The following is a 14,241-nucleotide window of genomic DNA, read 5'->3' as shown; positions in this document are numbered from 1 at the left end:
GCATTTTTAAAATACAAGGGACAGTTTCCGCCCATAATAAAAAAGGAAGAGTATTCATATTGAGGGAAAATCTGCGCCATATAAATTTTTACTGTGACTGGTATAATTCTACTATTTGTATTTTTTGAGTTTTCATGATAGAATACTGGTGAATTCAAAAATTCAATTAAAATTATAAGATTAAAGGAGATATAGCCTTATGTTTATATATGAAATGACAGAGATTGTAGCAAGCCGGGAGGTTTGCGTAAAATAATTTCTACAATAACCTCCCATAAGTTACAAATATAACTTTCAGGAGGAAAAGAAATTGAATAGAATAAATATGAAAGAATTAGGGTTCACAGATAAATTTGCAGCTGAAGCTGCCTTATATGATGGACTTTATATAGGACGTATTTTTTCCCAATACAAGGATATTTATAAGGTCATGTGTGAAAACGGTGAATTAAGGGCAAAGGTTTCCGGCAAATTTCGCTTTGAAACCAAACTAAAATCTGATTTTCCTGCAGTTGGTGATTTTATCATGCTTGATAGGAATGAAAATGTAACCGGTAATGCCGTTATTCATCATGTACTTCCAAGGAAAAGTGCTTTCATTAGAAAGGCAGCTGGAAAATCAAACATTGAGCAGGTTGTTGCCAGCAATATTGACAGGATCTTCATATGTATGTCTCTTAATAAAGATTTTAATCTGCGCAGGTTGGAACGTTATCTATCTATTGGTTGGGACAGCGGAGCAATTCCAGTTGTCATTCTAACTAAATCGGATTTATGCGATGATGTGGAACAACGGATATGTGAAGTTGAAACTGTTGCTGTTGGCGCTGACGTTTTAGTTACTTCGGCTACGCAAGAACACAGCTATTATAAGGTATTGCAATATATAAAAGAAAGTCAGACCGCTGCATTTATCGGTTCTTCAGGTGTGGGAAAATCCACTCTTATTAATTATCTGATAGGAGAAGAGAGGCTTGGAACCAACGGCCTGAGAAATGATGATAAAGGAAAACACACAACCACAAGGCGTGAACTTATTCTGCTAAAAAACGGAGGTATGGTTATTGACACTCCCGGTATGAGAGAACTTGGATTGGAAAACACTGATCTATCTGTGGCTTTTTCAGATATTGATAAGCTTGCGTCTATGTGTAGGTTTCATGATTGTACACATACTAGAGAACCAGGTTGTGCAGTTCAACAAGCTATTTGTGATGGCATTCTAGATGCCGGAAGATTTTCGAACTATCAAAAACTTAAAAAAGAGGCAAAGTATGAAGGTCTTACATCTAGACAAATTGAAACCATGAAAATGAACGAAATGTTTAAAAATGTAGGTGGCATGAAGAACGCCCGAAGATTTTTGAAAAAAAATACAAAATATTAGCTAATACGAAATATCAATATTAAAATGAGGGCGGCATAGCCGCCCTTTTGTTATGTTTTAACAAGTTGAGGGTACTGAAGTTGAGGCAAAGCGTGATTTTCCCTATGGGGAGTACAGTATTTCCATAGAAGGTGATAAGGATACTTTTTCAGATAGCCGGATCCAGATGAACAATCCTCTTAACCAGGGGCTTAAAGATAAAATACTGGCTGTGAATGGTGTCAAGGATATCAAAGAATGGACCGGCATCCGGCTCAAATACGTCATGCCGAATCGCTCTGACAGTACTGGAAGCATTGCAGGTTTTTCAAAAAGTGAGGTCAACTTGATGAAGAATTATGTGACAGCGGGCACGCTTGATTATGAATCTCTTGTAGACAAAGCTGGAGTTGTTCTTTGTCATCCGGAAGTTTTTAAGGAATCCTATGGCTGGAGTCCCAAAATAGGAGACAAAATCAAAATTATTATTTTAAACAGTCAGGGGAAGAAAGTACAAAAAACCTTGACTGTAAAGACCTTTATTTCAGATAATTACCGCTGGGGTGGTTATAATTTTTGGGTGCCCGTTGATTCAATGGACTCCATTACGGGTATGAACTGTAATGATAGCTTGGAAATTGTGACCGAAAAGCAGGAAGCAGAGAAGGTGGGAGAGAGTCTTCAAAAAATTGTTGATACAAACCCCAACCTGAAACTCAACAGTCTCAAGGAACAGATAAGGTATTACAGTACGGTAAATCGTCCTGTTTTATTTTTTCATTTTTCCTTTTTTTAAATCGTTTCCTGCCATCTGACCAATCCCATAAGAGTAAGATAAACAGTATGCTAAAGGGTATTATGGATTGAAGGCTTAGTTTTGGTGTGCGAAAGAAAAAACACCATAGGAACAATATAAATACGAATAGTGGAATAATTCCACCAAGTTGCCAACGGCTTGATTCACTTAGAAAATACTGGAATATTAAAACCAGTGCTGAAATAACAAAACCTAAAAAGATTGTCATTTTATTTTTCAATAATTAATTTTGCAGTTTCCAGCTCAATTTTGGAATCTACTGCTAATTTTTTAATAAAAGTAATAAAAGGTCTATCCTGTTTATTACTATTTAGTTTGATTTTTTGTATTAGCTTATCTAATCGAAGACGAACAGTAGGATATGAGACATCGTATATTTTTGCAATTTCTTTTAGAGAACCAGAGTTCAATCGGAATAAGCATTATATTTTAATGAATTGCGTTGGAGAGTATTTATGATTTTCACTCGTTTTCAATTCTGCAAGCTGCTGCAAAAGAAAAATTGACAGCTGATTCAAAAAGTAGTACCATATTAATATAGTACGAATAACGTATTATATTAATATGGTACTACTAGGAGGAATTCATATGCCGGACAATAAAAATGTTTTTAAAGAAAATTCCAGGAAGAATTTTGATAAACAAGCAGAGCACTATGATCAGAGTTCTGATGGAAGATTTGTAAGCAAAATGTATGATAAAGTTGTGGAGATGTTAAATGGATTTCAAGGTGGAATTTTGCTGGAGGCAGGCTGTGGAACAGGAAATATACTGTCACGATTATATAAATATAAGAAATTCCAGCTATGCGGACTTGATATTTCAGATAAGATGATTCAGGTGGCCAGAAGAGACCTTCCCCAGGATGTTTTATTGAAAGTGGGGGATGCGGAATTTATACCCTGGCCGGAGGATTATTTTGATATAGTATTGTGTAATGCTTCATTTCATCATTATCCCAACCCTGAGAAAGTGCTTCTGGAGATGAAGAGGGTGCTGAAACCAGCTGGGAAACTGGTCATAGGAGATCCCACTGCTCCTCCTTTAATAAGGCAGGTATTGAATTTTATGCTGCATATATGTAATAATGGAGATTATAGAATATATTCTCCAAAAGAGATGAAAAAACTTTTGAAGACATGTGGGTTCAAACCTTTTAAATTTAGAAAGATAAATTATAAAAGTTTTGTCATAAGTGCATCTGCTTGAAATAATTGCGGGGTGATTGTTTGAATAAAAAATATGAGGAGCAGGTTGAAGAACTGAGCAGAATATGGCATTCCATGATAATGGAGCCTAATTATAAAAGTGTGGAATCTCAATTTTCAAGAATACATGGATTGAGCACTGTTGAAATAGGAGTTCTGAGAATTATCTCTGAAAAAGAGGACGTCATTATAAAGGATATAGTTGATATTTTAAAAATACCTAAAAGTACTCTCACAAGTGTGATAAACAGACTTGAAAAACGAAAGCTGATCAAAAGAACCATAAGCAGCAGGGATAAGCGTTCCTATAAATTAGTGCTTACCCAGGAGGGAATATTGGCACAAGAAGAGCATATTGAATTTGAAAAAAAATTTTATGCCAGAATAATGGAATGTCTGGATACTTGTGAGGAGAGGGAGGAGCTGTTGAAACTTATGAAAAAAATAACGTATAACCTTAGAAGAAAAGGAATATTTCAATAAAATCAAACAATTATAGTTAAATTTGCATTTTTAAGAGCCTCTCTGAGAATGGACTCCATTTCTTCAGGGCTTTTTTTAGCACCTTCCTTTATCCATTTTAAAAGTACATTCCAAAGTCCTCCCGAACTGAAATACAAGGCATATTCCAGGTGTTCCCTGTTTTTGAACAGGTGAAGGTGTCCTTTAAAATGATTGTATATGAGAGGCAGGTATTCATTGAATTTCTGGAGCATAAGGTACAGTAGATCACTTTTATCCAGTGCCAGTAAAAAATCCAGATGATCCTTCCAGAATTTGAAATATATATGGATAATGTTTTTGTAGGACAGATTTTGTTCACCGCTGAAGTATGAAATATATTCCCTGCATATATATTCCATTTTCAGTGACAGCACTTCATCCTTTGAATTGAAATTACGGTAGAATGTCCTTCTGGAAAGGAGTGCCTTGTCCGATATCTCCTTGATAGTTATTTTATTGTAGGGTTTATTCTTCATGATTTCCAAAAGTGCATCTGTGAGCCATTTTTTGGATTTTTCCGCCATGGGGTTTTTCTTTTTAAAGGCCATAATTCACTCTCCCGATATGTCACAAATCAGCTGCAAATGTAGCACTTGAGCCGTTTTTATTGACATGACAATTTTAAATTATTATACTCTAGATTAGAACAAGACACAAGTGTGACACATAGAGAGGAGAAGATTTATGTATGATATAAAAGCAATTGTCTGGATGCTGCCTGTATTGTTTATGATTCATGATTTTGAAGAAATTGTAATGGCTGAAGTCTGGAGCAGAAGATTTAAAAAAGAATTGAAGGAAAATACTTCTATAATGAAAAAGAAACCCTTCGGTTTGAATGGTACAAACTATTGGAGTACTTCGGCAATGTCAATTGCAGTGGAAATCGAATTTGTAATTCTTTCACTTGTTTCCCTGTTGTCCTGCATATTCAGCAGTTATTTCATCTGGTATGGATTTCTATTTGCCTTTACACTGCACTTTATTTTGGCACATTTTTATCTGTGTATTGAATTCAAGCACTATGTTCCCGGAGTCATCACCTCCATCCTGTTTTTGCCTGTATGCATTTATATCATGTATATCTCCCAGCTGTTTTTAAAATATAATTTTGCAAAAATATTTTTTTCATGTACTCTTGGAATTATATTGATGATTGCTGTACTTGTCATACTGCATGATGCCATAGGGAAATTCAGCAGATTGCTGATAGGATATTCTTTATAGTATGAGCTTATTCTTGTATGATCAAATCCATCACATCACGCCGCATGCTTTGAGGAACTTCTTTTGAAGGTTTACCTAAACGAAAGAGCATCTGAATAGTTTTTCCATTTGAGGTATAATTCTGATGAATGCTATTATAGAGCTTTTCCATTTCAGGATATTCCTCTAGAGTTTGACTTAAGGGCTGCATGGCCAATCCCATCTGATGGGCTGTCAATATTAATTTACTGTAAAGCATCCCGCTTTTAACTTGGCTGGAACGGCTGTTGTCTCTTGTGATAATCATGGCATAAGCAGGGGTATTTTCTGCTGATGTACGGGTAGACTGAATAAACCTGTCGGATGAAGCCCTTCCGCTGTTCATTGATGGGAAAACTGTAACCAGTCCCTGCATGAGATGCATCATGATTCCTGACGTACCCTGTCCTTCAATAGAAAAACCATAACGATAGTTATTTTTTTCATATTCGTTGGAACGAAAGATATTTTCTGATTCCATCATAAACCGATTCGTTATAAGCACCTTCCGGGAATAAGTCTATTGTGGTTTGGTATCCCAATTTACCTCCAGCTATCTTCAAATATTCAAGGAAAGCTCCCTGTGTGACCATCATTTGACGTGCATTGGGATCTACCTCAGGTGTTAAGCGTTTGCTGTCGGCATATAAATAAAATATCATGGGGTCATTCTTATCAAGTTTTATTTTCCATGGCTGCATGTTATGACCATTTGAAGACAACAGACCGTGGGACATAAGGCGTATCCTTGGATCGTCAAATTTTTGTGAATAAGTTTTTTGCCATGGTTCTAAATATTTTGGCTGTTCAAAAATACCGCTTATAAGAAGTAAAGATGTAAAAGCAATAATAAATAGTGCTCCAATGCATAAAAATATTATGATCATTTTCTTAGGTACCTTTCTCCTATTCATTTATGGTTCTCCTCATTTACAAATTGTATTGACCTGATAATAAGTTGAAAAGCTGATGATATCAATTCTTCTGGTGTGATTCCGTGATAATTCTCAATATAGTTTTTCTTTCTGTTGGCTGTATTATACACTCCAAGCATACAAGCCCATAAAACAAGGGCTGTTTTTTCAATATCTATATCACTGCGTATGGAATTTTCGGCAATGCCCTTTTTTAGGGCTTTAGTAAGGTATCCCAATATTTTCTCTCCAAGAGCATAGCATTCTTCTTTTGATTTATCTGGAACTCCTTTTTGAAAATCCATTTCTCCGTTTTCATATTCCATAATTGCTTTAAAATATTCTGTATAATTTTTACTAAACTGATACATTGTCAGAGACATCTGCTTAATTTCCTCAATTGCATTAAAATTTTTTTCTTGTAAATCATTTTTCAACATATTAATTAATAACCTGTATCCCCTTATCATGACTTCAAAATAAATTTGCTCTTTACTATTGAAATATACATATACTGTTCTTTTGCTGAACTCAGCTTCTTTTGCCACATCATCCATAGTGGTATTGTCATATCCCCTTGTAAAAAAACTTTTTCTGCGCATTTTTTTAATGGCACGAAATACTATTAAGTGTATAATGTTTTGTATACTACAGAATAATAAGGGGGCAAATTACATGTATTATTTTAGCTTGTTTGAAAATGACCAACCAGTTTCTCATCTTTAAACTGAGATGAGGATTAATAGTTAAATCAACATACCTCGTCTTGGATGCTGTTTTATATGAAATAAAAAAGACGGAGGTTATTGTGAGTAATGAGAAAAAGATTAATTGGTTCCATATGCCTGTTTCTGGCTGCTTCTATATGGGGAGGAATGTACGTAGTCAGCAAATACATACTGCAGTTTGTTTCACCTGTCACATTGGTATGGATTAGGTATGTCATTGCATTTGCAGTATTGTTTATAGTACTTACATTCTTTCAACATAAAAGAGGTTTCAAGGTAACTATAAAAAAGAAGGATTGGTTCCTTATAGCGTGGATAGGGTTTATAGGGTATTTTATTTCTATATGCCTTCAATTTATAGGGACAAAGTTATCCAATGCCCATATGGGCTCGCTTATTACAGCATCGACACCTGTATTTGTGATTTTGTTTGCCAGATTTATTCTGGGTGAACTGTTTACCAGAAAAAAAGTCATCTCACTTATGCTGGCTACGGCAGGTGTTGTTATAGTTATAGGATTAGATGCTGAGGCTTTAAAAGATACTTTAGGCAATATAGCTCTTGTTGGGGCTGCAGTTACCTGGGCACTGCTGTCTGTTTACGTAAAGGTTGCGTCCAAGCATTTGAATTCCTTGAGTATAACTACTTATGCCATACTCTTTGCACTGATGTTTACCACGCCGTTTATGATGCTGCAGCATAACAATTTTTTGCTGATTTTAGGAAACTGGAAGACTATATGGGGATTGATATATCTTGGAGTTGTGTCTACAGCTGGTGCATTTTTTTTGTGGAATAAAGGAATTGAACTTGTAGATGCAGGAATTGGTTCTTTATTTCTGTTTTTTCAACCTGTTACGGGTTCGATTTTGGGATGGATTTACCTTGGAGAAAAGCTTTCACCAAGCTTTTTTATAGGTGGAATGTTTATAATCATTGCAGTGATTGTAGCTGTTAAAGAAGATTACTAGACATGATAAAGGGTACTATTACACAGCCTTTTCCTGTAATAGTACCCTTGTTACTATATTATAGATTTGCGACCAGTTAAAAACTCTTTTTATATTTTCTTTCAACGGGAATCGGTTATAATTTGTATCTACAAGCAGCACCTTGAAACCATTTTTTGATAGTTCAACAGCATTTTCAAAACTATCTTCTATAAATAGATCGCAATTTAAGTTTTTGGCTGTATCCACTTTATGATAAGTTCCCAGAACATAAATTCCATCATATGGTACTTTATTTCTGTTTAAATATTCACGTGTCAGGATTTCAAGACTTTTTTCCCTGGCGGTTACAAAATAGATATTGTTTGATTTTATAAGTTCCTGAATTATATCAACGGCGTCCTTGTTTATATCTTCTCTGTTATGAAGGGTGAATTTATTCTTATTGTAAAATTTAGTGTAATCTTCTCTGGATACTTTCAGGACTTTGTGGACTTCATACTGAGTAATCTCCTCCGAGGTTATATTTTTGTTGAAATATTTGTTGGCACTATCCAGCCAAAAATATGGATCAGTAATTGTTCCGTCAATATCAATGCATATATTCAATGCTTTCATAATTAATCACCTCTTTTGCAAATTTATAATTTTATATTAGTATATTATTATTAAGTGAGTATTAAAGCTGAGTTAAGTATGTATGTATTTATTTTCTATAGAGTAGAGATGAATACTTTATGGAATATAAAGTAAATAAATGGTATAATAAGTATATTGTGTAAATAAAACTGAAGCAAGGTGGGTGGTACTATGGGAATTAAGGGCAGAAAAAATTATGTGCTTTTTTATGTTTTTTTTATTTTGATAATGCTCGTTTTCGGAAAATATATAAAAATATTGAATGTAAATAACTCAATTAATATAACTACTACTCCCGTTTTTAATTCAATGCATAGACAGGATTCGGATAATAGATATACTCCCCTTAAAAAGTATTACATAATAATTGATCCTGGACATGGGGGAATGGATAAGGGTACGAGTTATGGAAATATGTATGAAAAAGATTTGACTTTAAAAATAGCAAGATATGCTGCGTCATATTTAAAAAGTAAGGGAAATGTGGTGTTTCTTACACGTAATGAGGACAAGCTATTAGGTCTTGACGAAATAGGTGATAAAGTAAATTCCTCCTATGCAGATGTATTTGTTTCGATACATGTGAATTCTTTAAGTGATAATAATTTCAGTGGTATAACTACGTTGTATTATGATATAAATGGATATCAGAAGAATGAAAGAGTAAAGTTAGCTGAATCGATAGAAAGAGAAGCTGTGAAAAACGATAGCTGGAAAAACAGAGGTATAAAAAGACAAAACCTGGCTGTGCTGAGATACAGTAAAATACCGGGAGTTCTTGTGGAATGTGGCTTCATAACCAATGCTGAAGATAGGGCAAGATTGTCAGATGAAGGTGTGTTAAAGAGGCTTGGAGAAAATATTTCAAAGGGAATAATTGATTATTTAAATGAAAATCATAAGAACTGATATTTCATTTTGGAGATTACGGAAAGATTGCTGTAGTATATAGTTGTACATGGAAAATTGAAAATATGAAAGTTATAAATTATATAGTGCATTTGGGAGTGCATTCTCTTTACTGTAACATTAATATGGAGTAATATATTTAATGGGACTTTTGAACTAGCAAGCCTGATTTAAAAACAGAAGATCATTATGAAATTTCATATCTATATATCTTATATTGTTAAGTAGAAAATTGGAGGAGGAAATAAAATTGAGTTTGAATATAGTTTTATTTGAACCTGAAATACCACAGAATACCGGCAATATTGCACGAACATGTGTACTTACGGGTTCCAGACTTCATCTTATAAAACCTCTTGGGTTTAGTTTAGATGAAAAGCATTTGAGAAGAGCGGGACTGGATTATTGGAAGTACCTGGATTTGAATTTATATGACTCTTATGAAGAACTTAGGGAAAAATATAAAAAAAATTCGTTTTATTTTTCTACTACCCATGGTAAAAATTTTTATCATCATGCTAAATTTAAAGATGAAGATTTTATAGTATTTGGAAGGGAGAGCTGTGGGCTGCCTGATGAAATAAGGAATAGCGATCCTGAAAGATGCATTAGAGTTCCTATGATAAAAACTAGTACCCGCTCTTTAAATTTGTCCAATACTGTGGCCATAGTTGCCTACGAGGCATTAAAGCAATTGAGCTTTCCAAATATGAAGTAAGGTGGAACTTGTATTAAAGGTGGAAAATATAAAAATAATTACAGACAGCAGAGTGGATCTACCTGAAAATACAATAAAAAGTACGATTCATCTAAAATGAGTGTGTACATATCAATCTGCATGTATTGGAAAAGAAATAACTGAAAGGCTTTTTATGATATAAAAAAAGATTAAATGTATAGTGTATCCATAAAATATTAAATTGCTGTGCCATTTATAAACGCCTCGCAAAATGGTTTAGGGCTCCTATAAAATAAGAGCTCTTTCTTTTTTGTCATCAAAAATTCGGCAAAAATAATGTTCCATATTGTTATTTTTGGTTCTTTATATAGATCAAAGAAAAATTAATAGGCCTTTATTTTCAGAAATACTCTCATTCGATATAAAAGGTTTTTTGTATTATAGTATTTTAGTACTAAATTCTGTTTTTATATTTATCGATAAAAAACTTTTAATAAAATTTTTATTAATTTTATTACTTCATGATATAATAAAAGTAAAGAAATAAATTTTAACTATAATTCAGGCAATTAAACATGATAATTGTGAATGGAGGTGTATAAATGTGAATATGGATTTTAGCCTTAATTTAACTCAAGAACAGAAGTTGATTATGACTCAAGAAATGCAGCTATCTGTGAAGCTGCTTCAAATGTCAAGTTTTGAACTTCAAGAATATGTAGAAAAAGAAATTCAAGAAAATCCGGTACTTGATGTTAAAGAATCCAATGCCAATAATAACGAAATGGAAAAAGATAAATTGGATTATAGGGAAATTATAAAAAATCTTGATTTTGACAATTACAGCCATCACAGTTATGAAAAAAGTGATGATGAGGAGATATCCCCATTTAATTTTATTTCTGAAAAAAAGTCTTTGAAGGAATATCTAAAAGGTCAGGTGAGGGATCTTGATGAAAATAATTATGTAAAGGCAATATGTCTGTATATTATAGAAAATATAGATGATAGAGGATACTTAGTGCTGGAAAATGGAGAAATAGAAGAGGAACTTAAGATTTCAAAAGATCTGGCAGCATACTGTGTAAACGTAATACAAGCCCTTGAGCCTTGTGGAATAGGGGCAAGAAATTTAGCGGAGTGTTTAAAAATACAGATAAGACAGAAGGGAATAGAGGATGAAAGGATATCTATAATAGTGGATAGATATCTTGAGATGATAGCGGAAAATAAATACAATGTTATAGCAAGAGAATTGAATATAGATGTAAAACAAGCTCAAGAATATGGGGATTTAATAAAGACTCTCGATCCGAAACCCTCCAGGGGATTCTATACCGGGGAGGATGTAAAATATATAGTACCGGATGCATATATAAGAAAAATTGATAATGAATATTATATAATTATGAATGATGATTTAACCCCAAAATTGACTATAAACTCAATGTATAAGGACATAATCAATAATGAAAACGATAAAGATGCAGTGAGTTATGTAAAAGAAAAATTAAATAGTGCACTGTTTTTGATGAAAAGTATACAGCATAGAAAAAGTACTATATATAGAGTACTTGAAAAAATATTGGAAAAACAAAGGGATTATTTTGACTATGGTGAGAGATATCTGAAACCCATGACTTTGAAAGAAATAGCAGACAGTATGAATATGCATGAGTCCACTATAAGCAGGGCTATAAGGGATAAATATATATATACCAGCAAGGGAACAATAAAAATAAAAGCTCTATTTACTACTGGAATAATAAGCGGATTTAATGGAGAAAATGTATCGGCGCTTATTATTAAAAATAAAATTAAGAAAATGATAGATGAAGAAGATAGGAAAAAACCATTGTCGGATCAAAAAATATGTGATCTGATAAATGAGCATGGTATGAATATTTCCAGGAGAACTGTTGCAAAATATAGAGAAGATATGGGTATAAAATCATCGAAGGGGAGAAAAAGATTTTAATTCTCCCTGTGTTATATGTTATTAAAAATAATGGTAATTTTTTTTAAAATACTATTTAAAAAAATCCATATATGTTTTATAATACTAGTGGGACAATTTATGAAACAGTGGGACAATTTAAAGCCCGGAGGTGTAATGTTGGAAGACATACTTAAATTTCAACAAAAAATAGTACCTGAATTAATAGGATTATTAAAAAAAAGATATGATATTTTAAGAACTATATACTATAACCAGCCTGTTGGAAGAAGAGTACTGGCAAATAATTTGGGCATTGGAGAGAGAATAGTTAGAGCAGAAATAAATTTTTTGAGGGCTCAAGGTTTTATTGAAATAAATGCTCCAGGTATGACGGTGACAGTAGAAGGTGAAGAAATTATCAACAAGCTTAAAGATTTCATACGTGAGTTGAGAGGATTGTCTGAGATTGAGAAGTTTATAAAAGATAATCTTGAACTGAAAGATATTATAATTGTACCAGGAGATTGTGACAAAGATAAAACCGTGGTGAATGAAATAGGAAGAACTGCTGCAAATTATTTTAAAAGCATAGTAAAGGACAATGATATAATTGCGCTTACAGGCGGATCTACGGTGAAAGCTGTCATTGATAATATTACTGAAGCTTCCAACTTAAAAAACGTATTGGTAGTACCAGCTAGAGGTGGTATGGGAAGAAATGTGGAAACCCAGGCAAATACCCTGTCTGCTAAATTGGCAAATAAAATTGCTGGAACGTATAAATTGCTTCATGTACCTGATAATTTGAGTGATGAAGCTGTGAAAACTATTATTAAGGAGAAAGATGTAAAAGACATAATAAAAAATATATATAATGCGGATATACTCATATATGGCATAGGAAGGGCCTATAAAATGGCAAAAAGAAGAGGGATGTCCGAGGATAAGATCGGTGAAATACAGTTAAAAGGTGCAGTAGGGGAAGCTTTTGGATATTATTTTGATAAACAGGGGAAAATAATATACTCTACTCCCAGTATAGGAATAAAGAATGAAAGAATAGGAAAAATTAAGACACTGATAGCTGTGGCAGGAGGGAGCAGTAAAGCAGAGGCCATGTTGGCCGTTGAAAGAAATAACCGTAACAGCATTTTGATTACTGACGAGGGGGCTGCCAGGCAAATTGTGAAATTTATCAAGTAATTTTAAGGATTAAAATAAATTTGCTATTAATTTAATTGTTAAATATAAATATTTAATTATTATAGGAGGAATTATGAATGGTTAAAGTTGGAATTAATGGTTTTGGGAGAATAGGAAGAAATGTATTTAAGGCACTGGTTAAGCATTATTCAAACGACCTGGAAATTGTAGGTATCAATGATTTAACTAGTGCAAAAACACTGGCACATCTTTTGAAATATGATTCTTTATATGGAAGATTTGATGGGACTGTAGAAGCAAAGGACAATTCAATAGTTGTAAATGGTAATGAAATAAAGATATTTGCAGAAAGGGATCCTAAAAATATAGATTGGGATTCATTGGGTACTGAAATAGTTATTGAGTCAACAGGTTTGTTTACTGATGCTACAAAAGCCAAAGTACATCTTGGCGGAACAGTTAAAAAAGTTTTAATATCTGCACCGGCTAAAAATGAAGATATAACGATAGTTATGGGAGTTAACGAAGAAAAATATGATGGTGCTGCGCACAATATAATTTCGAATGCTTCCTGTACTACAAACTGCTTGGCACCTTTTGCAAAAGTTTTGGATAGAGAGTTTAAAATAGTAAAAGGACTGATGACTACAGTTCATTCTTATACAGGAGATCAGAGACTGCTGGATGCTCCACATAAAGATTTAAGAAGGGCAAGAGCTGCCTGTGAATCCATGATTCCTACAACTACAGGTGCTGCAAAAGCAGTTGCTTTGGTACTTCCCCAATTGAAGGGAAAATTAAATGGATTTGCGCTTAGAGTGCCTACTCCTACAGTGTCATGTACAGATTTGGTAGCAGAAGTATCCAGAGATGTCACAGTAGAAGAGGTGAACGATGCATTTAAGAAAGCTGCTGGAACTGATATGAAAGGAATACTCGGTTATAGTGATGAACCATTGGTATCTGTAGATTACAGGGGAGACGAGAGATCCTCCATAGTGGATGGATTGTCAACTATGGTTATAGAGGGAAATATGGTGAAGGTTATTGCCTGGTATGACAATGAGTTTGGATATTCAAATAGATTGGCAGATTTGACTAAATATGTAGCTGATAGATTATAATTATTATAAGGCCTGGTTTTGTAGTTTTGACTATGAGGCCGGGCTTATTTACTA

The 14,241-nt window shown here is 33.6% G+C and carries 16 protein-coding genes and 1 pseudogene; 11 read left to right on the top strand and 6 right to left on the bottom strand.

The features are described 5' to 3' along the window. The first annotated feature begins 310 nt into the window (after positions 1–310). Positions 311–1,387, top strand: coding sequence for a ribosome small subunit-dependent GTPase A (gene rsgA, locus LN736_RS16265; protein WP_229981999.1), 1,077 nt, complete (start codon positions 311–313; stop codon positions 1,385–1,387). Positions 1,388–1,553: 166 nt separating this feature from the next. Continuing rightward, entirely contained in the window at positions 1,554–2,162 is a 609-nt protein-coding gene (locus LN736_RS16260) for a hypothetical protein (RefSeq protein WP_229981998.1), read from the top strand. 230 nt (positions 2,163–2,392) lie between these two features. On the opposite strand, the pseudogene LN736_RS16255 reads toward LN736_RS16260, so the two are convergent. Then, positions 2,393–2,599: pseudogene (locus tag LN736_RS16255) on the bottom strand (DUF2089 family protein); the annotation flags it as partial. Positions 2,600–2,771: 172 nt separating this feature from the next. Between LN736_RS16255 and LN736_RS16250 the strand changes: the two are divergent. Continuing rightward, the gene (locus LN736_RS16250) at positions 2,772–3,392 is read left to right on the top strand and encodes a class I SAM-dependent methyltransferase (protein WP_150356239.1); all 621 of its coding nucleotides are present in this window, start codon (positions 2,772–2,774) and stop codon (positions 3,390–3,392) included. A 20-nt stretch (positions 3,393–3,412) separates the two neighbouring features. Continuing rightward, the gene (locus LN736_RS16245) at positions 3,413–3,874 is read left to right on the top strand and encodes a MarR family winged helix-turn-helix transcriptional regulator (protein WP_150356238.1); all 462 of its coding nucleotides are present in this window, start codon (positions 3,413–3,415) and stop codon (positions 3,872–3,874) included. A 2-nt stretch (positions 3,875–3,876) separates the two neighbouring features. Here the strand turns inward: LN736_RS16245 and LN736_RS16240 are convergent, their stop codons facing one another. Beyond that, positions 3,877–4,443: a TetR/AcrR family transcriptional regulator gene (locus LN736_RS16240; protein ID WP_150356237.1), complete on the bottom strand. Its 567-nt coding sequence runs from the start codon at positions 4,441–4,443 to the stop codon at positions 3,877–3,879. 136 nt (positions 4,444–4,579) lie between these two features. On the opposite strand from LN736_RS16240, the gene LN736_RS16235 reads away from it, so the two are divergent. Continuing rightward, on the top strand, positions 4,580–5,122 hold the full coding sequence (locus tag LN736_RS16235) for an HXXEE domain-containing protein (protein ID WP_150356236.1): 543 nt from the start codon (positions 4,580–4,582) through the stop codon (positions 5,120–5,122). A 7-nt stretch (positions 5,123–5,129) separates the two neighbouring features. Here LN736_RS16235 and LN736_RS16230 read toward each other — a convergent pair whose 3' ends face one another. From LN736_RS16230 to LN736_RS16220, 3 genes are read right to left on the bottom strand one after another with little or no spacing between them, the layout of a single operon-like run. Continuing rightward, the gene (locus LN736_RS16230) at positions 5,130–5,624 is read right to left on the bottom strand and encodes a hypothetical protein (RefSeq protein ID WP_229981997.1); all 495 of its coding nucleotides are present in this window, start codon (positions 5,622–5,624) and stop codon (positions 5,130–5,132) included. After that, a complete protein-coding gene (locus LN736_RS16225; protein WP_229981996.1) occupies positions 5,584–6,054 on the bottom strand; it encodes a hypothetical protein in 471 nt (156 codons plus the stop codon). The genes LN736_RS16230 and LN736_RS16225 overlap by 41 nt, the downstream gene beginning before the upstream one ends. After that, positions 6,051–6,656, bottom strand: a complete 606-nt coding sequence (locus LN736_RS16220) for a TetR/AcrR family transcriptional regulator (RefSeq protein ID WP_268253936.1) — start codon at positions 6,654–6,656, stop codon at positions 6,051–6,053. The genes LN736_RS16225 and LN736_RS16220 overlap by 4 nt, the downstream gene beginning before the upstream one ends. 213 nt (positions 6,657–6,869) lie before the next feature. Here LN736_RS16220 and LN736_RS16215 point away from each other — a divergent pair, with 213 nt between their 5' ends. Beyond that, complete coding sequence (locus LN736_RS16215; RefSeq protein WP_150356234.1) at positions 6,870–7,754, top strand: DMT family transporter; 885 nt, start codon at positions 6,870–6,872, stop codon at positions 7,752–7,754. An 18-nt stretch (positions 7,755–7,772) separates the two neighbouring features. On the opposite strand, the gene LN736_RS16210 is transcribed toward LN736_RS16215, so the two are convergent. Beyond that, on the bottom strand, positions 7,773–8,351 hold the full coding sequence (locus LN736_RS16210; RefSeq protein WP_150356233.1) for a 5' nucleotidase, NT5C type: 579 nt from the start codon (positions 8,349–8,351) through the stop codon (positions 7,773–7,775). A gap of 192 nt (positions 8,352–8,543) precedes the next feature. Here LN736_RS16210 and LN736_RS16205 point away from each other — a divergent pair, with 192 nt between their 5' ends. The 5 genes from LN736_RS16205 to gap all read left to right on the top strand — a co-directional run bounded on the left by LN736_RS16205 (position 8,544) and on the right by gap (position 14,187). Beyond that, positions 8,544–9,281 (top strand): N-acetylmuramoyl-L-alanine amidase family protein, encoded by a 738-nt coding sequence (locus tag LN736_RS16205; RefSeq protein ID WP_150356232.1) that lies wholly within the window; start codon positions 8,544–8,546, stop codon positions 9,279–9,281. A gap of 250 nt (positions 9,282–9,531) precedes the next feature. Next, entirely contained in the window at positions 9,532–9,999 is a 468-nt protein-coding gene (locus LN736_RS16200; RefSeq protein WP_150356231.1) for a tRNA (cytidine(34)-2'-O)-methyltransferase, read from the top strand. Between the two features lie 571 nt (positions 10,000–10,570). Further along, positions 10,571–11,938: an RNA polymerase factor sigma-54 gene (rpoN, locus tag LN736_RS16195; RefSeq protein ID WP_150356256.1), complete on the top strand. Its 1,368-nt coding sequence runs from the start codon at positions 10,571–10,573 to the stop codon at positions 11,936–11,938. Positions 11,939–12,076: 138 nt separating this feature from the next. Further along, complete coding sequence (locus LN736_RS16190; RefSeq protein WP_150356230.1) at positions 12,077–13,102, top strand: sugar-binding transcriptional regulator; 1,026 nt, start codon at positions 12,077–12,079, stop codon at positions 13,100–13,102. Positions 13,103–13,179: 77 nt separating this feature from the next. Continuing rightward, on the top strand, positions 13,180–14,187 hold the full coding sequence (gap, locus tag LN736_RS16185) for a type I glyceraldehyde-3-phosphate dehydrogenase (RefSeq protein WP_229981994.1): 1,008 nt from the start codon (positions 13,180–13,182) through the stop codon (positions 14,185–14,187). The last annotated feature ends 54 nt before the right edge of the window (positions 14,188–14,241 follow it).

The organism is Clostridium aromativorans (assembly GCF_020908015.1).
In the GTDB taxonomy this organism is placed as follows: Bacteria; Bacillota; Clostridia; order Clostridiales; family Clostridiaceae; genus Clostridium_B; species Clostridium_B aromativorans.
Note: the sequence above shows the minus strand (reverse complement) of the source record. Positions and strands in the feature narration are given on the sequence as shown.

Bases quoted from the DNA above. Each gene is read 5' to 3' on its own strand.
- LN736_RS16260 (WP_229981998.1), top strand. From the start codon at position 1,554: ATGAACAATCCTCTTAACCAGGGGCTTAAAGATAAAATACTGGCTGTG.
- LN736_RS16250 (WP_150356239.1), top strand. From the start codon at position 2,772: ATGCCGGACAATAAAAATGTTTTTAAAGAAAATTCCAGGAAGAATTTT.
- LN736_RS16240 (WP_150356237.1), bottom strand. From the start codon at position 4,443: ATGGCCTTTAAAAAGAAAAACCCCATGGCGGAAAAATCCAAAAAATGG.
- LN736_RS16235 (WP_150356236.1), top strand. From the start codon at position 4,580: ATGTATGATATAAAAGCAATTGTCTGGATGCTGCCTGTATTGTTTATG.
- LN736_RS16230 (WP_229981997.1), bottom strand. From the start codon at position 5,624: ATGATGGAATCAGAAAATATCTTTCGTTCCAACGAATATGAAAAAAAT.
- LN736_RS16225 (WP_229981996.1), bottom strand. From the start codon at position 6,054: ATGAATAGGAGAAAGGTACCTAAGAAAATGATCATAATATTTTTATGC.
- LN736_RS16220 (WP_268253936.1), bottom strand. From the start codon at position 6,656: ATGCGCAGAAAAAGTTTTTTTACAAGGGGATATGACAATACCACTATG.
- LN736_RS16215 (WP_150356234.1), top strand. From the start codon at position 6,870: ATGAGAAAAAGATTAATTGGTTCCATATGCCTGTTTCTGGCTGCTTCT.
- LN736_RS16210 (WP_150356233.1), bottom strand. From the start codon at position 8,351: ATGAAAGCATTGAATATATGCATTGATATTGACGGAACAATTACTGAT.
- LN736_RS16205 (WP_150356232.1), top strand. From the start codon at position 8,544: ATGGGAATTAAGGGCAGAAAAAATTATGTGCTTTTTTATGTTTTTTTT.
- rpoN (WP_150356256.1), top strand. From the start codon at position 10,571: ATGGATTTTAGCCTTAATTTAACTCAAGAACAGAAGTTGATTATGACT.
- gap (WP_229981994.1), top strand. From the start codon at position 13,180: ATGGTTAAAGTTGGAATTAATGGTTTTGGGAGAATAGGAAGAAATGTA.